Origin of the sequence: Pedobacter riviphilus, from assembly GCF_014692875.1 — a bacterium.
GTDB lineage: Bacteria > Bacteroidota > Bacteroidia > Sphingobacteriales > Sphingobacteriaceae > Pedobacter > Pedobacter riviphilus.
The window spans coordinates 4,451,694-4,477,977 of the sequence record NZ_CP061171.1; the positions used below are offsets into that span (position 1 = coordinate 4,451,694).

15 protein-coding genes and 1 tRNA gene are annotated in these 26,284 nt (G+C 39.1%); 5 read left to right on the forward strand and 11 right to left on the reverse strand.

Features of this window, described 5'->3' with window-relative positions; translation table 11 throughout:
* Positions 1–103 precede the first annotated feature (103 nt).
* The 3 genes from H9N25_RS18265 (at position 104) to frr (ending at position 3,168) form a co-directional block, all read left to right on the forward strand.
* Positions 104–1,726, forward strand: coding sequence for a hypothetical protein (locus tag H9N25_RS18265; RefSeq protein ID WP_223833432.1), 1,623 nt, complete (start codon positions 104–106; stop codon positions 1,724–1,726).
* Between the two features lie 135 nt (positions 1,727–1,861).
* The gene (gene pyrH / locus H9N25_RS18270; RefSeq protein WP_138818816.1) at positions 1,862–2,566 is read left to right on the forward strand and encodes a UMP kinase; all 705 of its coding nucleotides are present in this window, start codon (positions 1,862–1,864) and stop codon (positions 2,564–2,566) included.
* A gap of 38 nt (positions 2,567–2,604) precedes the next feature.
* The gene (frr, locus tag H9N25_RS18275) at positions 2,605–3,168 is read left to right on the forward strand and encodes a ribosome recycling factor (protein WP_167297327.1); all 564 of its coding nucleotides are present in this window, start codon (positions 2,605–2,607) and stop codon (positions 3,166–3,168) included.
* A gap of 59 nt (positions 3,169–3,227) precedes the next feature.
* Here frr and H9N25_RS18280 read toward each other — a convergent pair whose 3' ends face one another.
* On the reverse strand, positions 3,228–4,244 hold the full coding sequence (locus H9N25_RS18280) for a LacI family DNA-binding transcriptional regulator (protein ID WP_190326798.1): 1,017 nt from the start codon (positions 4,242–4,244) through the stop codon (positions 3,228–3,230).
* Between the two features lie 148 nt (positions 4,245–4,392).
* Positions 4,393–4,537 (reverse strand) — tRNA-Asp (locus tag H9N25_RS18285).
* 346 nt (positions 4,538–4,883) lie between these two features.
* Here H9N25_RS18285 and H9N25_RS18290 point away from each other — a divergent pair.
* Positions 4,884–5,360: an Lrp/AsnC ligand binding domain-containing protein gene (locus H9N25_RS18290; protein ID WP_025145395.1), complete on the forward strand. Its 477-nt coding sequence runs from the start codon at positions 4,884–4,886 to the stop codon at positions 5,358–5,360.
* 463 nt (positions 5,361–5,823) lie between these two features.
* On the opposite strand, the gene feoB is transcribed toward H9N25_RS18290, so the two are convergent.
* The 6 genes from feoB to gcvH all read right to left on the reverse strand — a co-directional run bounded on the left by feoB (position 5,824) and on the right by gcvH (position 15,156).
* On the reverse strand, positions 5,824–7,932 hold the full coding sequence (feoB, locus tag H9N25_RS18295) for a ferrous iron transport protein B (protein WP_407947440.1): 2,109 nt from the start codon (positions 7,930–7,932) through the stop codon (positions 5,824–5,826).
* An 11-nt stretch (positions 7,933–7,943) separates the two neighbouring features.
* Positions 7,944–8,159 (reverse strand): FeoA family protein, encoded by a 216-nt coding sequence (locus tag H9N25_RS18300; protein ID WP_190326799.1) that lies wholly within the window; start codon positions 8,157–8,159, stop codon positions 7,944–7,946.
* Between the two features lie 97 nt (positions 8,160–8,256).
* The gene (locus tag H9N25_RS18305) at positions 8,257–11,028 is read right to left on the reverse strand and encodes a TonB-dependent receptor (protein WP_190326800.1); all 2,772 of its coding nucleotides are present in this window, start codon (positions 11,026–11,028) and stop codon (positions 8,257–8,259) included.
* Between the two features lie 176 nt (positions 11,029–11,204).
* Complete coding sequence (locus H9N25_RS18310; protein WP_190326801.1) at positions 11,205–14,015, reverse strand: outer membrane beta-barrel protein; 2,811 nt, start codon at positions 14,013–14,015, stop codon at positions 11,205–11,207.
* Positions 14,016–14,339: 324 nt separating this feature from the next.
* Positions 14,340–14,765, reverse strand: coding sequence for a VanZ family protein (locus tag H9N25_RS18315; protein ID WP_223833433.1), 426 nt, complete (start codon positions 14,763–14,765; stop codon positions 14,340–14,342).
* A gap of 10 nt (positions 14,766–14,775) precedes the next feature.
* Positions 14,776–15,156, reverse strand: a complete 381-nt coding sequence (gcvH, locus tag H9N25_RS18320) for a glycine cleavage system protein GcvH (protein ID WP_190326802.1) — start codon at positions 15,154–15,156, stop codon at positions 14,776–14,778.
* 251 nt (positions 15,157–15,407) lie between these two features.
* Between gcvH and H9N25_RS18325 the strand changes: the two genes are divergently transcribed.
* On the forward strand, positions 15,408–15,872 hold the full coding sequence (locus tag H9N25_RS18325; RefSeq protein WP_190326803.1) for a hypothetical protein: 465 nt from the start codon (positions 15,408–15,410) through the stop codon (positions 15,870–15,872).
* A gap of 227 nt (positions 15,873–16,099) precedes the next feature.
* Here H9N25_RS18325 and sov read toward each other — a convergent pair whose 3' ends face one another.
* The 3 genes from sov to H9N25_RS18340 all read right to left on the reverse strand — a co-directional run bounded on the left by sov (position 16,100) and on the right by H9N25_RS18340 (position 26,222).
* Complete coding sequence (gene sov, locus H9N25_RS18330) at positions 16,100–23,068, reverse strand: T9SS outer membrane translocon Sov/SprA (RefSeq protein ID WP_255524489.1); 6,969 nt, start codon at positions 23,066–23,068, stop codon at positions 16,100–16,102.
* Between the two features lie 241 nt (positions 23,069–23,309).
* Positions 23,310–23,894 (reverse strand): Holliday junction branch migration protein RuvA, encoded by a 585-nt coding sequence (ruvA, locus tag H9N25_RS18335; protein ID WP_167297336.1) that lies wholly within the window; start codon positions 23,892–23,894, stop codon positions 23,310–23,312.
* Positions 23,895–23,900: 6 nt separating this feature from the next.
* Positions 23,901–26,222, reverse strand: a complete 2,322-nt coding sequence (locus tag H9N25_RS18340) for an NADP-dependent malic enzyme (RefSeq protein ID WP_184469017.1) — start codon at positions 26,220–26,222, stop codon at positions 23,901–23,903.
* Positions 26,223–26,284: the final 62 nt, after the last annotated feature.

A 26,284-nucleotide genomic window follows, 5' to 3' on the forward strand; every position in this document is an offset into this window, starting at 1 on the left:
TTTAATCAAAACGAATAATCTAAAATGTAATAAGAGCGCAACAATTGCTTAACATAATTAAGGTAGGTTTAAAACACTATATATCTTCAATCTATTAATTATTATGAAAAAACAATTAAAATTAACTGGCATTGCTGTTATTGCACTTGCAACACTACTAAGCTTTAATAGCTGTAAGAAACAAGAAACTGAAAACAGTCAAACCGCATTACTTAAAACAAAACCGTTAGGCCTTGCTGCTTCAAACGCTGCACTTACCGTACAAACTTTAGAAAATTTTGAGGTGGGTTCTACCAGCCCTAAAACTGCTTACGATGTTTCGCCTGCAGGCTCTGCAAGTGGAGATAACATTACACTCAATGGAAAATCGTGGAATTTATTTGATGCTTTAATCGGAAATCTCGCTGCAGATAAAAGAAATGGCTCATGGTCTGCCCGCATCCGTAATTCGGGGAAAATTACCATGCAGTTTGACATTACAACAGGCATTAAAACAGTAAGCATCCAGCATGCTATTTACGGCAGCGATACAGCTAGTCAGTGGGGTTTATGGTACTCAACCAACGGCGGCAGCACCTGGTCGCAATCAGGTTCCGATGTAACCAGTACATCAGCCCTTCAAACGCAATCATTCACACTAAATGTTACAGGAAACGTCCGTTTAGAAATTAGAAAACTTACAGGTGCATCCAACAGAATTAATATTGATGATATCACAATCAATAGTGATGGAGGTACTGACCCCAACCCAGGTACTGTATTAACCGGAAAGAAATTTCTGTTTGATGCATCTAAGTTTGAAAATGCAGGCAGCGCAGACTGGCAAATAGATGCTGATGGAACAGAAAGTGTTCCTATGTATACTGGAGGCACAACCGTTGAGCTAAAGGCACAAAGATTTCCAACCCCATCGTACACAGGCATAACAGCTTCTACTCCAGAAACATATTGGAAAGGCGCAATGTCTGCGTGGGCTGTAGAATTGGTAAAACGTGGTGAATTGGTAGAAACTTTACCTGCTGGTACAGCAATTACCTATGGAGATACTTCTAACCCACAGGATTTAAAAAACTACGATGTGTATGTGGTAATTGAACCGAATAAATTATTTACAGCATCAGAAAAAACAGCTATCATGAATTTTGTGGCCAACGGCGGCGGTTTAATGATGGTTGCAGATCATACCGCAGCAACTACTGCCGGAACAGATGCAAATGGCTACAACCCTTCTGATAGAGATGGCGATGGTTACGATTCGCCGAGGGTATGGAACGATTTAATGAGCAACAATGGCATCAACAACAACAAACCATTCGGCTTTAATATAGATTATGTAGATATTAGTGAAAAACCAACAACTAAAGTTTATACTGGCACCAGTACTGATGCAAATATCGTATTAAACGGCGCAGCAGGCAATGCTACTAAACTTGCCTTTTACAATGGTACAACAGCTACATTATTTCCATCACAAAATACTAATGTACAAGGCTTATTTTGGAGAATGAGCAGCACATTAGGGGGCAATAACGGCGTAATGGCATTAATTTCTACTTACGGAAGCGGAAGAGTAGCCTTTGTTGGCGATAGTTCTCCTTCTGACGACGGAACTGGCGATACAAACGATAATTTATTTAATGGTTGGTCTGGCGATGCACCATCTGGTTATACCTCACACCCGGCATTACACTTAAATGCATCTTTATGGCTTGCTAAAGCACAATAAAAATAACAAAGCAAAAGGAGCAATATTTTAAACAATTGCTCCTTTTGCTTTAAATAAGTATTTCTATTTAAATATTTACATCAATTATTAAAAAGCATAGCTTGGTATTAAAAAAATGTTAATATTTTTGAGGTCATGAAATATAAACGCATCCTACTTAAGCTTAGTGGAGAATCGCTAATGGGCGAAAAACAATACGGTATTGATAATGAACGCGTTAAACAATACGCTGAAGACATTAAAGCGGTACACGATAAAGGCTTAGAAATCGCAATCGTAATTGGAGGAGGAAATATTTTTAGAGGCTTGAGTGCCGAAAAAAGTGGGATGGACAGAGCACAAGCCGATTACATGGGCATGTTGGCTACGGTAATCAACTCCATGGCCCTGCAAGATGCTTTAGAAAAAGTTGGTATTAAAACACGTTTACTTACTGCAATTAAAATGGAACAGATCTGCGAACCGTTTATCCGCAGAAGAGCTGTTCGACATTTAGAAAAAGGCCGTGTAGTTATTTTTGGTGCAGGAACCGGTAACCCGTACTTTACAACCGATTCTGCAGCAGCTTTACGTGCTATCGAAATTAAAGCCGATGTTGTTTTAAAAGGAACACGTGTTGATGGAATTTATACCGCAGATCCTGAAAAAGATCCATTGGCCACTAAATATGAAGAAATTTCTTTTAGAGAAGTTTATGATAAAGGCCTTAATGTAATGGATATGACAGCCTTTACCCTTTGCGAAGAAAACCAAGTGCCGATTATTGTGTTTGATATGAACAAACACGGCAATTTCATGAAAATCGCTAGCGGCGAACCTATTGGAACCCTGGTTAAATAAGGAATAAAAATTATTATTTTTGTAGAAATCACACAATTATGAACGACCTCATACAATTACAATTAATGGATACTCAATCTGCAATGGAAAGAGCTATCGATCATTGTGAATCTGAATTAACTAAAATCAGAGCTGGTAAAGCATCAGCTGGAATGTTGGATGGTATTTTCGTGGATTATTATGGCGCAGCTACAGCATTATCGCAAGTAGCCAGTATTAATACGCCCGATGCCAGAACAATCGTAATCCAACCTTGGGAAAAATCACTTTTAACTGCAATCGAAAAAGCTATTCAAGTAGCTAATATTGGTATCAATCCACAAAATGATGGTATTGTTATCCGCCTGGTTGTGCCGCCTTTAACAGAAGAACGTAGAAAAGACTTGGTCAAAAAGGTTAAGGAAGAAGCCGAAAGAGGCCGCATTACCGTTCGTAATATCCGTAAGGATGCCAATACCAAAATTCAAAAATTAAAAGGCGAAGGTGTTTCTGATGATGAAATTAAAACAGGCGAAGGCGAAGTACAAAAATTAACCGATGCTTATATCATTAAGGTTGACAAACATGCTGAAGCGAAAGAAAAAGATGTAATGACAGTTTAATCTGCATAAAATACAATTGGAACGGGAATGGACATAAATCTATTCCCTTTTTTATTGCCTTATTTCTTTGCGCTTGAGCCTCTAATGTGTAAGATGGTAGGTAACGATACCTGCGTGTTTTCGATAGCCTTTCCGGCCTTTTTAAGCTTGTTTAATAAAATTTTCATCACGTTTTCTGCAATGGCTTCAAGAGGTTGTGCAATAGCCGTAACCGGAGGCTCACAAAATTCTAAGATTTCGAAATCATCAAATGAAACAACAGCTATATCCTTATGGATCTGAATACCTAGTTTTCTAAAAGTTCTCAAGCCATCTAAACAAATATAGTTGGCTGCAAAAACTACCGCATCTAGCTGTTTCTCTGCTTTAAAAAACTTGATCATCTCCTCAATCGATTCGGCAGAGTTCACATATTTTATCTTCTTTACAATTGCCGGCAAGTTATATTTTTCTACAGCACTTTCATAACCGGCCAGGCGGTCTACCATCTGTTGCTGTGCTGTATCGATGGTTACAAAACCTATTCTTTTATAATTATTTTTAATGAGGTGTTCAGTGGCTGCGTAGGTACTGCTCTGATTATCGATTATTACATAATCTGTTTTAACATCCTGTACATACCGATCAAACAGTACCACAGGAGCATCTGTTTGGATCAATTTTTTAACTTCTTCTTCCAAGCCCTCTGGTAAGGCCATAATGTAGCCATCAACATGCCTGTCTTTAAAAATCTGCAACAGTTCTATTGCTTTTTCGGTATCGTTTCTGGTGCTGCTAAAAAGGATTTTATAACCAAGGCTCGAAGCAATTTCATCAATTCGGCGTGCTATACCAGAGAAAAAAGGCTCAGAAATATCATCAACTAAAAAACCTATAATTTTTGTTTTACCTGTTCTTAAACTTGTAGCAAGGGTATTAGGCTGGTAATTTAATTCAGCTACAAGGTCTAAAACCTTTTTAGTAAGCGATTCGCTAATGTTTTTTTCTCTTGCTTTTCCATTAATTACAAACGATACGGTTGTAATGGAAATATCTAATTGTTTAGCGATATCTTTAATTGAAACACGTTTCTTCATCACGGGCATTGAACGGATAAAATTTAATTGGTAATATAACAATATATCTATAAATATAGGATGGATATGAAAAAAACTAGCCTAAAAAAGAAAAAGAGCAACCTATCCAGGATTGCTCGATTAACTAACTTATTATTCATAAAAAATGCTGTTGGGGAAGGAGTCGAACCTTCAAGGGGTAGTTAGCTACAGTTCAAAAAATTAATTTGTGGTCAACCCAATAAACTGCGTTTGTCCCATTATTCCCCACCACCGAGACAAGGAGGCGTGTCTGCCAATTTCACCACCCAACAATTTTAGTCATTAGTCCAAAGCCTGCAGTCGCAAGTCTACTAAAGACCATGGACTCTTGACTTAGGACTAAAACCGCTGTAGGGGAAGGAATCGAACCTTCAAGGAGTGGTTAGTACCGAAACCGGTATATTCCCATTATTCTCCGCCACCGAGACAAGGAGGTGTGTCTGCCTGTTTCACCACCCTACATTATGTTATGCAATTCTGAAAGAACGTTTCCTTTTTGTTAATTGCTTGATACAAATGTAAAGGAACAACCAATACCTTGCAAATATTTTAAACATTTAATTTTATTTTTATAATATTGATAAATATTTGTAAATTCGCTTATCATAATTCAAAAATATGCTTAAAAAAGACAATTCCAATTTAGAAATTGACAACCTCGACATCGATATATTGAAGCAATTGATGCAGGATGCCACCAAACCTTATACAGAAATCGCTAAAGATCTGATTGTTTCGGGTGGAACGATACACGTTAGGATGAAGAAACTGCAAGAAATGGGCATTATAAAGGGCTCTCATCTCATCATTGATCCGCAAAAGGCCGGATATGATATCTGCGCCTTTTTAGGTATTTACCTGGAGAAAGGAATCCAGTACAAAGATGCGGTTGCGCAGTTGAGCAAAATTAAAGAAGTGGTAGAATTGCATTACACTACAGGAGCATACAGTATGTTTGCCAAAATTATTTGTAGAGACACCAATCATTTACGCCATGTTTTAAACGAAGAAATACAGGCCGTGAACGGCATTCAGCGTACAGAGACTTTAATCTCGTTAGAAGAGAGCATTAAGCGTCAGATTGAACTAGGATAGAGCAGAAAGACTGAAGGGGTGAAAGACTAAAGTCAATATCGCTTTGTAACATCTTATATGATAAAATGCTTTTAGTTATTCTTAATATTATTAGGAAATGAATGTTCAGTGGGATTTCGGGAACAGCAGTCCCGTTATCCGCTATAACCCTGAATTGCAATCGGGGGCTGCCGCTTCTACCGGGTTTAGAAACAAAAGTCTGTGCAATCAATAGCAAATTGCCTAATTGTGCTCCCTTCGACTCCATTCAGAGTGGCAAATGCATGCTCCCAACCAAAAATAGCAGTATTGTATTGACCTCTTAGACCCGATTGAAGTGAACACGAAGCCGTAGGCGAAGTAAAACAGAAAGCGGGAGAGAACATCAATAGTTGTACAGGCACTGCTCTCCTAACCTTAATAATTACATTTTAAATGAGCTCCCTTGAGTACGCCCTGGGCGGACAGCTGAGAAAAGATTAAGCTATTTCAACAGCTGGTAAGCAACCAGCGCAGCAACATAAGCCATGGCCGTCATATATGCCAATTGGATTACCGGCCATTTCCAGCCCTTGGTTTCGCGGTAAACTATAGCAACCGTACTCATACATTGCATGGCAAAGGCATAAAAAAGCATTAATGAAATACCTGTAGCAAAAGTGTAAACAGGCAAGCCAGTGCGGTTATTAACCGAGGCTGACATGCGTTCTCTAATGGTAGTAGTATCTTCATCACCACCATCAACGCTATAAATAGTGGCCATTGTGCCAACAAAAGCTTCTCGGGCAGCAAATGAAGTAATTAAACCAATACCAATCTTCCAATCGTAACCCAAAGGGCTGATTGCCGGCTCGATCCAATGACCAAGAATGCCCACATATGAATTTTCTAACTTCTCGGTAGCCACCAGCGTTTTAATATGATCGGTATTTTTTGTCGTATCAGCCAGAGCAGACTCGTATTTTTTATCGATGTTTTCAAATCGGTTTCCCGGTCCGAATGAAGCCATCACCCAAAGGATGATGGAAATGGCGATGATTACTTTACCGGCTTCGAACACAAAGGTTTTCGATTTCTCGTACATGGTGTAGAACACGTTTTTCCACCTTGGCATGCGGTAAACCGGTAACTCCATGATAAAATAAGACCTTTCTTTAGTTTTGATAATAAATTTCATTACCCATGCTACCAATACCGCAGCAATAATACCCACCAGGTACATCACCATTAATGCCAGTCCCTGCAGGTTAAAAACACCTAGAACGGTTTTAGAAGGAATAATTAACGAAATAATCAAAATATATACGGGAAGTCTTGCCGAACAGCTTACCAATGGAGTAACCATAATCGTAATCATTCTATCCTTCCAGTTTTCGATATTTCGGGCAGCCATAATAGATGGAACAGCACAGGCCAAACCGCCAATCATCGGTACTACCGATTTACCGTTAAGCCCAACTTTACTCATAACTTTATCCATCATAAAGGTAACACGGGCCATATAACCCGTATCTTCTAAAATGGATATGAATGCGAAAAGAATTGCAATCTGTGGAATAAAAACAAAAATACCTCCTAAACCTGCAATTACACCATCCAACAACAGATCACTAAGCATACCTGCGGGCAAATATTTATGCCCAATGCTGGTAATAAAACCAAAACCAGTCTCAATCCAGTCCATCGGATAGGATGACCAGGCAAATATAGCATTGAAAATTACAAAAAGGATAAGCAAGAAAATGGCAAATCCCCATACTTTATGGGTTAAAATAGCATCTAATTTATCGCTGAAAGAAAATTTCTTTTCGGTTCCTTTGTCAATAACTACATCAGATAAAATCGTACTGAGATGTTTATATCTCGCAATAGTTTCTGCAGCCTGAATTTTAGAAGATTCGAAATGGTGAGATTGTTCTATATGCTCAATTTCTTCCTGCTCTTTTTCGGTAAAGAAAGTTAAATGTTCATGCTGATGCAGCACCTGGAGTGCATAATAATCGTTGTCGGAATTGAGTTTCGATTTTATAGCATTAATTGCTTCCGGAGCCAGGAAATTCACGTCTACATCCTGATATTGTGTGGCAATTTTATTGGTATTGGCAATGGCTTGTTTCAGTTTATCAATTCCGATATTATTCCTTGCCGAAATGGAAACCACCTGAATACCCAACTTTTCTGCCAGTTTATCCAGATTAATCTCAATCCCCTGCTTGGCAGAAAGGTCGATCATATTAAGGGCCAAAATAATCGGGATACCTAAATCTGCCACCTGCGAATACAAAAGCATATTACGCTTTAAATTCGAAGCATCGGCAATGAGTACAATAACATCAGGATGGCTATCGTTTTCTTTATCGGCAAGCACTTGAAAAACGATGCTTTCATCAGCACTTTTCGGATATAAGCTATACGTTCCCGGTAAATCGATGATCTCGGCTTCTTTACCGCTGGCAAGTTTTGTAAAACCTGTTTTCTTATCGACAGTAATGCCTGGAAAATTTCCGATTTTTTGATTTAACCCTGTTAAACGATTAAATAAAGTAGATTTACCTGTATTGGGATTACCAACTAATGCAACTTTAATATCCAAACCCAGCTCTTTTATTGAATAATGATAACATCAGCTTCACTTTTACGCAAACAAAGCTGATAGCCAGCAACACGGATAGCCATAGGGTCGCCCAGAGGCGCAAAACGCTCTACCTCTATCTCCTCACCCGGCAAGCAGCCCATCTCCATTAACTTTACAGACATATCTAAATCTGTAAAAGCTACAATTGTTCCCTTTTCTCCAACTTTTAGGTGCGACAGTTTCATTTGCTAAATTTGGCGCAAGTTAACCTTTCTTTAGATTTATTCCAAATAAGATAATATGGTATGGGATATAAATTACATAGCTTTACCCTAAAATGATCTAGTTTCGTTGCCTGCCCCCGCCAAAGCCGCTACCAGCGTTACCGCCACGTCCCCTGCCACCTTCTTCGCCTCCTCTGATGCGGTTTTTACCACCCATACGATTTAACGAATAGGTAAATGAAAACATAAAATAACGCCGCAATACATTGTAGCTTTCGTCACGGATAGTATTGTTGTTGGCCGTACGGCTTACGCCCTGGTTTTCGTTCAGCAAATCGTTTACTGCGGCTTTAAAAGTGCCCCGGTTTTTAAAAAACTGTTTGCTAAGGTACGAGTTCACCAGAGTAAAGTGGGTATCGAAATTCTCTCCTCTGCCTGTATTCTGGTTATAATCGGCATCAACCGACCAGCGGATATCGCCAGGAAACATATAACTGATGCTGATATTGGGACTAAAAGTGTAATAACGCGTGTTGGAATTGGGCTGAACGGAATAGGTAGCCCTATTAATTGAACCATTAACGCCGGCTGTTAAATCGAGTTTATCTAAATTGGAAACCAGACGGTAACCATTGCTAATCGACCAGCTGTTGGTGATATTTTTTAAGGTATTGGTAAAGTTTACATCGCGATCGTAGTTGCCGCCTATATTGATGTGGAAATTAAGCTTATTTTCTGCCATAATGGGCAAACTCAATGAAGAGGATAATGAACCTGAGTAAACACCATTTACGTTTACAGGCAGTACTGCAAATTTACCCTGGTTAACACCTTTTTCTATTAAACTGCTGCTATTGGCAATTTTATTGGAAGTTTGGGTTAGGTTTACATTCACAAATAACGATCTGTTTTTTCCGACTGTAAAAGTGTTGTAGGCAATGCGTAGGGTATTATTAAACTCGGGCTTTAAATCGGGGTTCCCCAGCGGGATGCTTTGTGTGTTGGTATTGTTAGGAATAGGCTGCAACTGTTGTATGGTAGGCTGATTGGTGCTGCCACGGTAATTGAAGACCAAGCGCTTGTTATTACTAAAATTGTACCTGAACATGGCAGAAGGTGTATAGTTAAATACGTTTTGTTTTAATATAAATCCACGGGTAATGTTATTATTTTTACGATCGGTATTTTGAACGGCCATCCCCACATTCCAGTTGTATTTTTTAGCCATTTTATTAAAACTGAAACCAGCTGTATTGGTTAAAATGGTGTTTTCGTAAACGTTACTTAATGAATCATTCAGCAAATCGTAGTTTAGTGTAACCGGATTAAAGTCGTAAGTAAAACGATCAGAAGTATTATGGTTATAGCCATTCTGGTAGTTAAACTCCAGGCTCAGGGTTTTATCTAAAGGTTCAGTATAAACCAGTCGGGTATTCTGACTGATAGATTCGCTTTCCTGATCATTGAGCTGGTTAATAATCTTTTCTGTTTTAACATTATCTTTTTCACGCGTTTCGGGATTGTAATTATAATTATCGGCGTCGTTATTGTTAATGTTGGTATTAAAATTCAGCGACAATGTTCTTCCACGGCGCATAAACTTTTTGCGCAACAAAATATTATTACTGATAGATGGGGCAGTATTATGATTGGTTAATCGCTGGGAGCCGCTTGTATTATAGGTGCCAAAATCGCGGGTGTAAATACTGTTGTTTACGCTTTCGTTGTTGGTATAACTTAAATTCGGCTGGATGCGCAATGAGGTAAGCGAATCTAGCTTGGTATCGACCATAAAGTTTAAACGGTGGTTTAGGCGATCGGAAGTATTGGTCTGGTTATTATTGAAAACCGTAGTCACATTGCCCAAAAGGTTTTGGGTAACGCTGTTTCTTAAAATCAGGTTATCAGATTTATTAACGAAATAGCTGAAATTAATTTCGGTTTGATCGGCATACATATCAGAGAAGTTAAATCCACCAGCTTTAGTATCGGTAATCCCGCCCCGGCCACCATTACTGCCGCCATTTCCTCCTCCCAGGCCGCCGCCAAAATTTTGTTTGTTTACATTATTGAATTGGGCAATTACACTCAATCGCTTGTCCTGATTAAAATGGTTAATGTTCGCATTTACATCGTAACGGTCGTTAGAACCATAACCGCCCGTGCTATTTCCGAAGTAGCCGTTTTTCTTTTCTTTTCTGGTGGTGATATTAATGATCTTGGTTCTTGAGCCATCGTCAATTCCGGTAAACTGTGCCTGGTCTGATAGTTCATCGATAATCTGAATTTTATCGATCATATCGGCCGGAAGGTTTTTAGTGGCCAATAAAGGATCATTTCCAAAAAACTCTTTTCCATCTACCTTAACTTTGGTAATGGTTTCGCCCTGGGCTTTTACTGTTCCGGCTTTATCTACCTCTACTCCTGGCAATTTCTTTAACAAATCTTCCACTACAGCATTCTCTACCACCTTAAACGAGCTTGCATTAAACTCAAGGGTATCTTTTTTTACCACAATTGGCGGAATTTCTGCTTTGATATCAACCGTCTGAAGATCGATTGCACCGCCTTCTAAAACAATATCTGCTAAGGTTATATCTGCTTTATCCACAGTAATAGTAAAATCTTTTGTGGCGTTCTTTAAACCTAAAAACGCTGCATATAACCTGTAGGTACCAGGCTTTAGATTTTTAAAAACGAACTTCCCATCTTCTGTAGTGCTTACCGCACCTACCATGCTCGAATCTGTGAGGTTTTTAACAGCCAAAGAAGCATAGTCAATTGGCTTTTTATCTTTTGATTGAATAACCCGTCCGCTAACTGAACCTGTTTTCTGGGCGTAAACATAAAAAGATGATAAAATTAGAAGGAGCGTAAAAATTCGTTTCATTCGGTTAGTTTGGTTTATAGCATAGAGACTGCAGGCTTTTATAAAGGTTTATTTTACTTAGGTAACATTTGAAATACATAAATGTCAACAATACATTTAATCATAAAACAGGGTGGATATAAAACAAAAAAAGTCCCGGTTAAAACCGAGACTTTCTTTATTTTAATCTAAACGTTTTACATTCTTATACGGCGACCGCCATCACCTCCCTGACCAGGCATTTGCATATCTCCACTCATATTTCTTCCTCCAATGCGAGTTAGAGAATAAGTGAAAGAGAACATGTAATAACGTTTTAACACATTATAGTTTAAATCTGTAATTGAAGTACCTGATGTCGTTCTCGAAATACCTGTATTTTGATTCAATGCATCATTTACAGAAAATTTAAAGGTAGCCCGGTTTTTAAAAAACTGACGGCTGATATAAGGGTTAATAATGGTATATTCCTGGTTATACAAATCGCCACCACCAAAATTTCTGAAATAATCGATATCCATAGCCAGCCTGATGTTTGCCGGAAATACGTAGCTCACATTAAAGCTCGGGTTAATGGTGTAATACTGGGTATTTGCCGATTGCTGTGCCGAAAACGTAGAGTTAGTATAACTACCGGTTATACCACCGGTTAAATCAAATTTATCAACGTTGGTAACCAGTTTATAACCATTAGATATGGTATAACTATTGGTCACATTTTTCACCAGTTGAGTGCTCGCGTTAGGCGCAATAAAGTTTACGTTTCTGCTATACGAACCATTACCCGAAATATTTAAGGTAAGCTTCCGCTCAGCCATTAAAGGTAAAGACCAGGTAGCATTGGCATTACCAGCATAAACGCCATTAACATTAATGTAACTAACCTGCTGAAGGCCGCCACCTATTGGAACAACCGTATTTCCAATACTGTTAAATGTCTGCGTAAGGTTTAATCCAGCAAAGAAGAAACGACCACTTTCGATATTGAAATTATTGAAGTTAATCCTCAACTGGTTATTAAATGAAGGTTTCAAGTCCGGGTTACCTACGTAACGGGTTTGCGAATTTGTATTATCTGGGATAGGCTGAATCTGATCGATGCTTGGCTGCGTAGTTGAACCGCGGTAATTGATAAATAATCGTTTACGGTTACTGAAATTATATCTGAACTGCGCAGATGGCGTAATGTTAATGAAGTTCTGTGTACGTTTTAAACCTGTAGTTAAATTGGTATTCACCCTATTGGTCTGCTGTGCGGCTACACCAATGTTCCAGTTGTATTTTTTCTCTGTTGTAGTAAAACTAAAACCAGCCGCATTGGTTAAAGTACGGTTATTATAAATATTCGAAAAGGTATTATCTACTAAATCGAATTGCAACGTAAGGGGATTATAGTTAAACACGTCTCTCTGCGAATCGCTGTTTGAGTAACCGTTCTGATAATTAAACTCTACGCTTAAGGTTTTATTTAAAGGCTCAGTATATACCACTCTTGTGGTATTGCTTATCGCATGGCTATTGGTGTTGTTTAACTGATTGGTTAGCGAATCTCTTTTTACTCCGTTTTCTGTAATATGATCTAAACGGTAATTTTGATTGGTCCCGTCGTTATCATTTATGCTGGTGTTTACATTTAATGATAGTGTGCGGCCCCTACGCTTAAAACTTTTACGCACCAATAAATTATTGCTAATGGTAGGTGTAGCAGCAGTCGTGGTGTTGCGTTGTTCACCTATAGTGGAGCCGTCACTAAGTATTCTGGTATAACTATTAAAGTTATTTCCATCTGTTTCGGTATAGGCCAGGTTTGGCTGTATTTTAATAGATAATGAAGGATTGATCTTCGTATCCACCATAAAGTTGAAACGGTGGTTGGTACGGTCGGTTGTATTGTTTAAATTCTGCGTAACATCAGTCGTACTACCCCCAAAAAGATTTTGGATATGTGAGTCCTGAATGATATCAGCAGTCGATTTATTGAAGAAATAACTGGCCTGAAACTGTGTGCCATCTTTGTAAGTATCGGCAAAGTTTAAACCCGCAGCATTGGTTGTAGTGATACCACCTCCGCCACCGCCGGAGTTACCTCCACCGCCGCCGCCAAAACCGCCACGGCCGCCACCACCACCACCAAATCCGTTTCCTACGCCACCACCCTGGCCAAAGTTTTGTTTATTTACGTTATTAAACTGACCGATGAAGCTGATCTGACGGTCATCATCAAACTTGTTTACATTTAAACTGGCATCGTAACGGTCGTTAGAACCATAGCCTACAGTACTGTTACCGAAATAACCGTGTTTCATGCCGTTTTTAGTGGTAATGTTCAGGATTTTATTTCTGGTTCCATCATCAATACCGGTAAATTGTGCCTGTTCAGAAAGCTCATCAATTACCTGTATTTTATCAACCATATCTGCTGGTAAGTTTTTGGTTGCCAGTAAAGGATCGTTACCAAAAAACTCTTTTCCATCTACCTTTACTTTGGTAACGGTTTCACCCTGTGCTTTGATACTCCCATCTTTAGCGACCTCAATTCCAGGCACTTTCTGCAACAAGTCTTCAACTACTGCATTTTCGCGTACTTTTATCGATTTGGCATCAAACTCTACTGTATCCTTTTTCACCACAATCGGAATTGTAGCGGTAACATTTACGGTTTTTAAATCAACGCCGTCGTCGCTCATGGCAATTTCGCCGGCATTTACTGCTGCTTTAGCCACTTCTATATCTTTAGTAGCTGTTTTTAAACCTAAAAAGGCAGAATAAATCCTATACTTACCCGGAGCTATGGCCTTAAAGCTAAAACTTCCATCAGGATTGGTTTGACCGGATGCCACAACACTCGAATCTTTTAAACTCTTAACTGCTATTGTAGCAAAATCAACCGGCTTTTTATCTTTCGCGTTAATTACTTTTCCACTTATCGAACCAGTATTTTGAGCCTGAGCAATATATCCACAAAATAGGAGCACAATGAATATTGCGCTCTGAACGTTTCTTTTCATCAAAAAAAATTAGATATTAAATGTAAAACTAAGCTATCAGACTGTAGAAAAGTCGAAAGGTTTGTTAAGGTGTGTTAAAAGCTTGGTAACATTTTAAATACAGCCAAAAGAAGGTAGTCAGATCGAAAAGGAAGATCGATCAGTAAAAGGGGGATTATTTTTGTGGTGAGGGATAACTTTTGTAATATACTTTTGGGCAGTTACAGTTCTTTTTAAAGATACTGCATCCACTTAAACATATGGCCACAATTACACAAATGATGCTAACTTTTGTTTTCATTGATTTTATTTTATTTCAATTGCAATGAAGCCATTTAGAATACACTAACTGTTTTTGGTAAGTGTGGTATTCGCCATAGTTTCATTGAAGTTTAATTTATGGAGCAACACATAACTAAAAACAGCCATTGATGCACCTAACATATCGCAACCAAAATCCCACCATTCTGCAGATCGGTAGGTAAAAACTTTCCATTGCAACAATTCAATTCCGCCACCAATGATCGCATTGATGAGCAATATTTTAAAAATGGTTAATGTTCTGAAAGCAAAAGTATGCTGGTATCTGATTTTACCGTAGAAGAGCAGCACCGATAAAACAAAGAAAAAACCCATATGGGTCATTTTATCAAAGCCTTTAAAGAAAAAACCGCTGTTACCAACAGAATCGGAAATTTTCATATTACAAAGCACTAAAACCACAACGGTCCATAATACGGCCCATTTTTGATGTTTTAGTGCTTTGTACAAAATATAATAATTAAGCGCCTACCAATTCCTGGTAAGCTTCTGCAGTTAATAAACCTTCTACTTCAGCTAAATCAGCTAAAGAAACTTTTACCATCCAGCCTTTTCCGTAAGGATCAGCGTTAACCAATTCCGGGTTATCGTTTAATTCAGCATTCACTTCCAATACCGTTCCGGTAACTGGCATGTATAAATCAGACACGGTTTTAACAGCTTCAACAGTACCAAAAACTTCTTCTTTAGCTACCTCACTACCTACAGTATTGATATCAACATAAACGATATCGCCCAATTCGCGCTGCGCGAAATCAGTTACGCCAATATAAGCTTCGTTACCTTCAACTCTAACCCACTCGTGGTCTTTAGTGTATTTTAATTCTGATGGAAAATTCATGGTTTGTATTTATTGAATATAAGTTATATTAATTTTCTTGTTTTATTAAAGCTTGTATAGATTAAACGTTTGCTAGCGTTTACCCGCCAAAAATACAATTTAGTTTAACATATCGCAATGCCTGGCAAATTAACTTATTAGAAATGCGCTAATTTAATCAGTTGATGCTTCCGCCCAGAAATATGAAATCATTATACTCAACAAACAGATTCAGAAAAAATATTTATATTCACTTCACAATTAACGCTCAAATGAAATCTGCACTATTTTATACTTTAAAAGTGTGCCTGGCGACCTTGCTCACATCTGCACCTGTAACCATGGCCATTGGATTTGCTTACATCGGATTGATTACGCTCATCAAACCACTGAATTACATTTTTAACTTTCACCTCCTCTTCAGTCATATATTTTTATTTGTCGCTATACTTGCAGCACTGATCATGTTAAATAGATATCTGATCGCAAAAGTGGGTTATAAAAGATTTATAAATGACAGGCCGGTAGCACATTCAATTGTTATCTTTCTGCTCTATCTGGTTATCAGTGGCTCCGTGCGTTTCATCAGTTTTGATTATCTCCTATTCAGTTATGCTCCTATGTTCTTAACTGCATATGTATTTAGCAGAATATTCTCTGAAACAGCTAAGAAGGAATTTTGGAATCTGCTGAATGAACGGCATGATGATGGCTTAAAACCTTTAAGTGATCAATAGTTTTTCAATGTCGATGACTGATCTGATCAGTTTTTTCAATCTTATCAAACCCAAAAAAGAGGCCGTATTATATCTATAGAATTGTTATCCTACCTTGTCGAAAGACCCACCATACCTTCGTCTAAACCGCTTGGATACTTTGTCAAGCTCCCTACAGGCTGAGCTCAACGCGGCAAAATTTAGAGAAGCCTTTTATGATAGTCTCTTTTCTATGTAACGGAAATCGATTAATTCAGCGTAAACCTTAAGCTGAACCCAAAATTACTGAAAGAAGTATTAAAGGTTTGCGAAGTATATGGCTTAGTAATATTCGAATCGTAAAACAATTTGATGTTAAATTTCTGATTCAACACATAATCTACACTTGGCCTTAAGGTAATATTCTTCGCTCCGGAAGATACTTCTGCCTCTGTCACATCAGCCCGGTAAATAACAGTTTTATTATCACGGATCGCTACATCTAACTTGAAATCCATGTTGTTATCCATTTTCAAGCTTTTAAACCACCCGAATGGGAAACGGAACTTATTGGTACGGTAACCCAATCCTAAAACCATATTGTTTTCTGATAGCTGTGCCAACTGACTGTTAGATAAACTTAATCCCAATAAACGCGACCGGTTTAATTCGAATGAAGCAGTCAGGTTATTTTTAAACCTGGTATCAACACCAACCAATGGAGAAAAATATTCTGAAATGGTTACCTGAGCAAATTGGTATTCTGGTAAAAAGTTATTATTTACATCTCTACTGCTCACCGCACCATTTGTTTCCTGGTAACGCAGTAATGAGTTAAAGCCATTAATATTATAGGCTGAACGATAGCCATGACGGATATCTACAGATGAAAACTTATCGGCGATAAAAGGAATGCGTGTTAACCCGCTATAGGTTAAACTCCAGTTTGGAAGCGGAATTTTAGGGAAGGCATTCATTTTTGTTTTCCCTGCATCTTTGCCCGAATAGGCAGCCATAAAGGCCGATATAATTACATCCTGACTTTCTTTACTGTAACCATCAGCATAACCGCCATTTACCCCCGCTGAATTTGGATTCTGAGCGCCCAATCTTCTCGATACAATGGTCCTATTGGCCATAAACTGGTTAAACAGGCCCGAAATTACAGTTGAGTTATTTTCTTTGAAAGCTGTACCTAAGGCAATATATGATACGCTATAATCGCCCGTAGTAATGGCGCTTAAATTTTCAAAGGATGATACACTGGCCACGTATCTAAAATTGGTAGAAAAGTTTCTTGTTTGCGCCTTATTGGCTTTTAACGTAATCCGTAAATCTTTAAATGGCTCTATCTGCCCGGTAAGCTGAAAATCTTCCCTGAGTGTGTTTACATACAGCTGATTCTGTAAGGTATCGGTAGTTAGCCATCCATTGTTTAATGCCATTTCACGAATATCACGCTGACTTCCAAAAACAAAACCTAAACCCGGTGCCCCAGTTGCATTATCGATACCAAAATACTTGGTAGTTGGCAGATAACCTGGCAAGAAAATACCTTTGGTTTGTACATAGCTGGCATTAACATTTTTTACACTCGTTAATAAATTAATAAAAAATTTCTTAGCGCCGCTTCCTTCCTGGTCATTGCTTGCATTTCTGATAAAACCGAACTTATTGTATAAAGTAGTTAGGTTTAAGGTTGGATTTACCTGCACCGTTCTGCTATTCTGTATCGTATTACCCAAATTAATATTCGGATCGCGTAAGGTAGAAAGCGGCTCGGTTTGCCAGTTAAAATTGGTACCGTAGCGGGTTTTTACGGTAATCCAGTTTAGTCCGGGTATTTTATCAATGGGCAGGTTATAGGTAACGTTTAAATTATGGTTATAATCGGTTGTACGTCCTAAGCGTTTTAAGTTTTGCCAAACGGTATCACGTTTTAAACCATCAATTCTTCCATCCGGCTCATCAATGATCGAATAATTTGTGGCATTAAAATCTAGCTGTAGCGAACGGGTAAGGTTCCAGGCAATACCATAAATCCGGCTCATGGTAAAGTTTTTGTTAAAGGTGGTACCGTAGCCACTCGGGTAAACACCAATGGTATTATTCGGATCGTTATTCCGCAACGTATTTTCTGAATATAAACGGTCTACATCAATCCTGAAATTAATGGCACTTGGAAAAATACTGAAGTTAAAATCTTTCAATAAAGCCAGCATGTTAGATTTTATAATTTTTTCAAAAGGTGCTATCGTTTTGGCTTCTTTAGAATAACTGTACTGTAGCGAAGCCCTATAGGTATTCTGAATACTGTTCTGATTAATAAAATCGCGATGATTATATTGGGTATAAGCATAACTTGCTGCAAAATTCTCTATATCCCAAAGATGAACAGGTTTACTGTTATTGGTCCGTTCTTTTCTAACATTGGTAAAGTTTATGCCTCTTCTAACGGTATAATCCTGTGCAAAATTTAAAATCGAATCTTTTTGTTGTTTTGTCGATTGCTCTAAAGCATTTTTGAGTTCAATATCTGGCGTTCTAGGATTGTACTGTGGGGTAGAAACCTGTTTAGAGTAACTCACAAACATCGGAATTTTCACTCCCGATTTTTGCGGCAGAAACTTGCCTAATTCCATGGCAGAAGAAACATCAAGCAACACATTGTCTGCACGGTTCCGCTCGCTCACTTTCGAATCGATAGATCCGAAACCGATGGTAGATTTACTTCCAGAAATATTTACATCTGCAAAATCGGCCAATTTTAAGTTCAATCTTCCGGTAGCTGCCCAACCGCCTTTTTCGTCAAATTCAGTTAATCTTAATTCGTTAAACCAAACCACTGCATTTTTATCAAGGCCATCATCTTTGCGATCATCATTAGCAGCACGGAGCGGATTTTTAACACCCACCATATATACTCTAACCTTGCTCATATCAGGTTGCCCTTTAACTACAATGGTTCTGGTTCCATCGGTATAGGTAAATGGAACATTTGTAGGCCATGGTTGGCCGTTGGCTTGTTTAGCTACGTTACGGGCCAGTTTGGCATTTTGAAAAAGTGTTAAATCGATATCCATTCTATTGGCTTCTGGCCAAATGGCATCAGGATCGCTTGTACCCGGATTGGTAACCTTTAATGGGATTACATATTCATAATAATTATCCTGGTTATCCGTCCCAATCCGCAAGAATGCCGAAACATCATTATCATTTAAAATTTGATTATTAACAGCCTCGGCATGAATAAACATTTCTAAATGTTTATAAGATCTGAAATCGCTGTAGGCTGTTTTAAATGCCCCTCTCCCGTAGCCATCTCTTAACGATTTTACGATAACCGATAGCGATTGCTCATTTAAACGCGTATCGCCACGATAGTTGCTATAGTCGCGCTCGCGAAGAATACCAGGAGGGGTAACGTACGGAATTGGTAAACGTTTTCCATTTTCTTCAATGTTTACCGTCGAAACTTCAATGGTAGAATTATCAGGAGTAAGTGCAGGCAACGATGGATCGACGATTACTTGTGCAGCTTGGTTCGAGGCATTATATTCTCTCCATTCCCCACGGATCAATTGTAACTTCGCGAAGCGCATTACGGCCGTATCAGCGAAATTGGTCATAAACATCCTGAAAAAACGGATCGATTTAAAATCCTGGATCCCGCCTACTTTCTCCTGGTACTGACCAATTGGGATTCTGAATTGATACCATGAAACAGCCTGGGTATTTCCGTTGGCCAATTTTACCTGCGAGGTAACCTTATCGGTAATAAAATTCTGACCAACATTTAAATCGCCCGGGCGCATCGAAACTTTATACTGAAAATACTCATCACTTTGCGTCATGTTATTATCGCGGTTGATGTCTTCCCCATCCGGCAGAGAAGTGGAAGCGGAGTTTTCAAGTCCTAATTCTTCTTGCGACTGCTGTGAGGTTTTAGAGTTCCCTTCAGTTCCGTTATATTTTTCGTAGCGTTTAAGAATACCTGCATTGATCTGATCTAGCGCCGGTCCCCTGAAATAAGTATAATTATCTGATGATGGGTCGGCATCAATTGCGGCAGAAGCAGTGGCATTTAATTGCGATTTAATCTGCGTAATTGCCGCGGCAAATTTTACTTTTTCGTCTGCATCCGATAGTCCGTCCAAACCCACATCCTGCACCCTACGCGAATTGGCATTGTTATCGAAAGCCTGTATAACAGGTTGCAATTTAGGTACACGCCCCCATACGGTTTCATCGTATTTGCCTGGGTCGTTTGTAACTGGCAAACCATTTTCTAACGATTTTCTACCATCTTTAAGAATATCTTCCGAAATATTCCCCAAGTTGAAATAAATATCTCCACCTGCCGAGTTTGGTTTATAAATAAATGGGTCCATTAGCCAAAACTCGATAAAGCCCACATTTAAAGCTTCAAAATCGTTGGTTTCGATTTTTCGCTGAAAACCTCCCCAATTATTTTTAGGCTGCAATAAAGATCCATCTGGCTTAAAGTTGGTTGTACGGAAATTATAAGGTCCCCTAACAGTTGGGTAATAGGCCACATCAAAAGTGGTAATGTTCAAAGCCTGTCCGGTAGCCGTTTCTTTAAACGGAAAAACCTCCTGCTCAATTACCTCTCTTACGTAGTGATTGGAAAGTTCTGACCGGTTGCCTCTGATATTGGCCGGAGTGGTAGAAGCCGCCGAATTATAAAAAGTAGGATCGATGTTGTAAAAGGCAATTCTTGCCCGGTTATAACCATATGATAAATCGTTAGACTTATCATATTCGGCGAAAAGTTGAGGAGTACCAGATAACTGCCAGGCAATGGCACTCTTTAAATCGATTACCGATCTCGAGGCCTCGAAATCATCTAAATAACTTACCCCATTTTTACTACCGGCAAAATTCAGTGCCCTCGGGTGGCCAGGAATCAGTTGAGCAAATTCGCCGTAAAATGTTACACTCGATGGTGCTTTAGTTGAAATGAATGGAAGTTTATCAACCAGTTTTGTTAAAAACCGTGATGGCGAACTATAGTTAATGTCTGCTCCCCAAATGGTATTCGAGATGGGTTCTTCGCCGATGTTTACCTTTTGAGTTAAAGGTTTTTCGGTCAGGTTCATGATGGTACCCCCAAGATTTAGTTTATTGTTTACACGATAATCTAAACGGGTTCCAAAAAGTGAGCGTTGCTGCAAACCAAAGGTTTCGCTGTTTTCTGTGGTAATCCTAATGGGTTGACCGGATACCAAAAGTGCCTGGTTAATGATACTCACACGGCCGCCCTGGTAATCGACCGTAAAATCTACTCCTTCGGTCAGCGGCATTGTTCCTGCAAAAACCTTTACCGATCCTTCTGGAACATTAATGGCATTTAAGCTAAATTCAGAAGAGATATCAGACTGGTAATTTACCTTAATGGTATACCTGTTCTGGTTTTGAAATAACTGCTTGGCGATGGTTTGTGTTGAATCGTAAAGCGCTGTAAAAGTATATTTATTGATCAATGCCTGTTCGCTTGGCAAAAACTTTGCCGCCAGATCTTTACCAAATGGTTCAATTACAGGAAAAATAATCCTTCCATTTGCCGGATCGATAGTGATATAACCCGAATTGGTATTGGTAACCAACGAAGTTTGCCCATTGCTGCCAACACCGAACATACTGGCCTGATTGGCATTGCTTGCCGTAGAATAAGATCCAAACGCATTGTTTGCAGCCACAAAATCGAAAATCCCATCGGGTTTCCGCTCATTTTGCTGGTTCAATCGATCGAATTCGGTCAGGGCAATCCACTGCTTATTAGCAGTATTCTGACCTTCGGTCATTACGGGATTATCCACCCCGGTTTCGTTATCAATACGGTAAATATCCAGTTTAAAATTCTGACTGCTGATCTGGTACCCGCCAATAGAGTAAATATTTTTCATCATCAGATCCCACGTTGGCAGCTGGATCTTAGTGGTTTCGTTCTTTAATAATTTGGCATATAGCACTTTTGGGTTAGCAGCATCAAAAGAAACATCGGTAGAAAATTCACCCACCTGATACTCCACGCCGTTATAGGTATAACGGTATGCTACTGCTAAAACCTCGTCGGCATTTAGCGGGTTGTTTAACGATAAATAACCCAGTTGCGGCTGAAAAGTAAATTCGCGGTCTGTTAACTTCCTGGCATAAACCAATTTAGCAAAATTATCGGTATTACTGCTATTAGCTGGCGTTGTTTGGAAGAAAGAAAGAACGGCATTAGAATTTGTCTGTCTTATGGCACCACCCTGATAAGCGTTTAACTGCGAGATCAGGTTGTTTGATTGCTGTGGGAAACCTGTAGCGGTAGTTCCTGCCGGCAGGCCTGAAGTTCCACCGGTAATTAAATTATTGTTAAAAGGAATGTTTTCACCCAAATCCATCAAGCCCAGTACATCTCTGGAGTCGGTTGTATTTCCTGCTTTATTGGTAATCCAAACTTCAATTTTGGTAATCTGGATCGGAGAGGTAATGATGGGTGCGTTAGCCAGGTTCTTATTATAGTTATTTCTGAAATACTGCGACAGGAAATAGTGTTTATTTGCTTCGTAGCTATCAACATTCACGGTGGTAGTATTTTGCTGCGCCCCGTTGGTAATTTTAATTTCTCTCGATTGTGATTTTTGTTGGGTATAAACACTCGTTACGTTTAAACGCCCGAATTTTAGTTGCGTTTTTATACCAAAAAGTGCCTGTGTTCCAGTAATCAATGAGGTATTTAAAGGCAAGCTCACGTTACCAGCTTCTATTTTTTGAATAATATCGTCTACGCCACCTGTATAATCCAATTTGATTTGATTTTCAAAATCAAACTGTGCCTCCGTATTGTAATTACTTTTAATTTTTAGCTTGGTACCAATATTTCCAACGAGGTCCATCTGGATCCTTTGGTTAAAATCGAAATTTGTTTGCACCCTTTGCCTTTCGTTAAAAAGCGGGTTTTCATTTTTATTTACACGCCCTAAAAAAGTAAGTTCAGCCTCTCCACGGGGCTGAATGTCGATGGTTGTTCCACCGAATAATTTTTCGAAAGCCTTACTATTTACCTGAATCTGAGGGATTATACCAGTGCTTCTATAATCACTTACCTCTGCATTTGAAATACTGCGCCAGTTGCCTCGTTTTATCTCACTGTTCACCAATCGCTGGTATTCATCGATCGTTAAGTATTGCGTATTTAAAACAAATTTTTCGCCGATCAATTCCTTCACCACATAACGTTTGTTCTTAGCATCGTATTCTACAACACGTTTTAAATTATTGGGTGCCGGATAAAATGGATTAACAGCGGGACTGAGTCCTAAACGTTCTTTCTCGCGTAATCCAAAGTTATTTTTGGGGTAATAGTATCCGCTTTGCTTGGAACAACTTGAGAGAAAGTGTTTTGAGAAGCAATTAAAAAAAGAGGGATGAGAAACAGAAATGTAGATATTCTCTTCAAAGGCGTTAGATCTATAAAGTTTTCAAAGCTTGTTTAATTAAATGCTCTACCGAAAGGTTTCCCTCTGTCACTTTTAAAATCTGGTCTATAGTTTTTTCGGCGGTTTGTTTGGCGAATCCGAGCATTACCAATGCTGATAACGCTTCATCTTTAACAGTATTGTGTTGAGGCATAGAAATTAATGAATCTGCCCCTTCTTTTTTTAATTTATCCTGTAGTTCTAAAACCAGGCGTTGTGCGGTTTTTGCACCCAAACCCTTAATCCGTTGAATGAGCGGCAAATCTGCCTTAACAATTGCAGTTTGAATCTCAATAGGAGTAATGGACGATAAAATCATCCTGCCTGTATTCGGTCCGATACCCGATACCGAAATTAAATGTAAAAATAAACGGCGTTCGCCTTCATCAGCGAAGCCGTATAATGTATGTGCATCTTCTTTTACATGCAGCCAGGTATATAATTTGCACCTTTCTGCATCGCCTAAAGCGCTGTATGTATTTAAAGAAATGTTTATATGATAGCCTATACCTCCGGCTTCAACCACAACGTAAGCTGGGTTTTTGAATGTCAATCTACCATCAATATAGGCGTACATGTAATTCTACTTTTTAGTTGTTTTCCCAAATATACCTTTTCGTTTTGATGTTGCAATTTCTTCTTTTGCTTGCACATCTACAACAGCAATGGTAACCATATTGACGATTTCGCGTACAGAACTGCCTAACTGAACAATATGAACAGGTTTATTTAGTCCTAACAGGATCGGACCAACTGCTTCGGCACCACCAAGCTCTTGTAACAATTTGTATGCAATGTTTCCCGATTCCAGATTTGGGAACACTAAAGTGTTCGCTGGGGCATCAGCCAAAGTGCTAAATGGAAAATTATCTTGCAACAGTTCGTTGTTGATGGCAAAGTTCCCCTGCATTTCTCCATCAACCACAATTTCTGGATGATTTTTATGAAGAAGCCTCACCGTTTCTCTTACCTTATTTGGGGTTACCCCATCATTAGAACCAAAGTTTGAATACGATAATAAGGCAATGCGCGGTTTGATATTAAACTGTTTAACAGATTTATCGATCAACAGTGTGATATCTACCAACTCTTCTGCAGTTGGATCTACGTTTACTGTGGTATCGCCAAAGAAAACAGGGCCTTTTTTGGTCATCATCATGTACATACCTGCAACACGCTTAACGCCTGGCTCTACACCAATTACCTGTAGGGCAGGTTTAATGGTAGCGCCATAATTTTTGGTCAAGCCCGAAATCATGGCATCAGCCTCCCCAAATTCAACCATCGAAGCGCCATAATAGTTACGGTCTCTCAATAGCTTTGTAGCATCACGCATCGAAGAAACCCCCTTACGCTGGCGTTTTTTGAAAAGCGCTTCTGCATATTGCTGGGTTTTTTCAGGATTCTGCATCTGATCGATAATCTCTACACCCTCAAGCTCCAGCGCATGCTCATCAATAATGGCTTGTATCTTCTCTTTATTTCCCAAAAGAATAGGAATGGCAATATTCTCATCTTTTACAATCTGGGCAGCCTTTAAAATTTTATAATTATCAGCCTCTGCAAATACCACACGTTTAGGCTCCATTTTCGCTTTGGTAGTTACCGCCCTCATGATGGCATCATCCAAGCCCAAACGTTTTCTTAATTCTTCATTATAGGCATCCCAATCGGTAATGATTTTTCTGGCTACCCCACTTTCAATTGCAGCTTTTGCTACTGCAGTTGATACTTCGGTAATTAACCTAAAATCAACAGGTTTAGGGATGATATAATCCCGTCCAAATTTTAAGTTACGCGCATTGTAGGCTAGGTTAACTGCTTCGGGAACTGATTTTTTGGCCAGTTCGGCAATCGCCCTAACCGCAGCTATTTTCATGGCTTCGTTGATACTGGTTGCCCGAACATCAAGCGCCCCACGGAAAATATATGGGAAACCCAGTACATTGTTCACCTGATTAGGATAATCAGAACGGCCCGTAGCCATGATCAGATCTTTACGGGTTTTGATTGCCAGTTCATAGGCAATTTCAGGGTTTGGATTCGCCATTGCGAAAACAATTGGATTTTTGGCCATCCCCATTAACATATCTGGAGAAATGACGTTTGCCGCTGAAAGTCCGATAAAAACATCAGCCCCTTTCATTGCTTCTCCAATATTGGAAATCCCTTTTCTGGTGGTTGCAAAGCTCATGCGGATATCATCCAGATCGGTACGGTGGATATCAATTAATCCATTGATATCGAACATCACCAAATTCTCTTTTTTAACCCCTAAGCTCAGGTACATTTTAGAGCAGGAAACTGCAGCAGCACCTGCGCCGCTTACCACAACCTGGATTTTATCTATTTTCTTTTTTTGGATTTCGCAGGCATTCAATAATGCTGCACCAGAAATAATGGCTGTTCCATGCTGATCATCGTGCATCACAGGGATATTCATCTCCTGTTTTAAACGGCGCTCAATCTCGAAACACTCAGGGGCCTTAATATCTTCCAGATTGATCCCTCCGAAAGTTGGCTCCAGAGCTTTAACAATTTTTACAAAATCATCTACATTCTCGGTATCCAGCTCCAGATCGAATACATCGATGTCGGAGAATATTTTAAATAAAAGGCCTTTACCTTCCATTACCGGTTTACCCGCTTCGGGACCGATGTTGCCCAGTCCTAGAACGGCTGTTCCATTACTGATTACTGCAACTAAATTACCTTTGGCGGTATATTTATAAACATCCTCTGTATTGTTTGCTATTTTTAAACAAGGCTCTGCAACTCCTGGAGAGTATGCCAGGGTTAAATCCCTTTGCGATGTTGTTGGTTTAGTAGGTACTACTTGTATCTTTCCGGGGCGGCCTTGCGAGTGGTAATCCAGCGCATCTTGCTTTCTATTCGTATTACTCATTAAGTAACTTATTAGTGACGGCGCAAAGGTACAATTCTTTTTATGAGGCATAAAATAAAAAG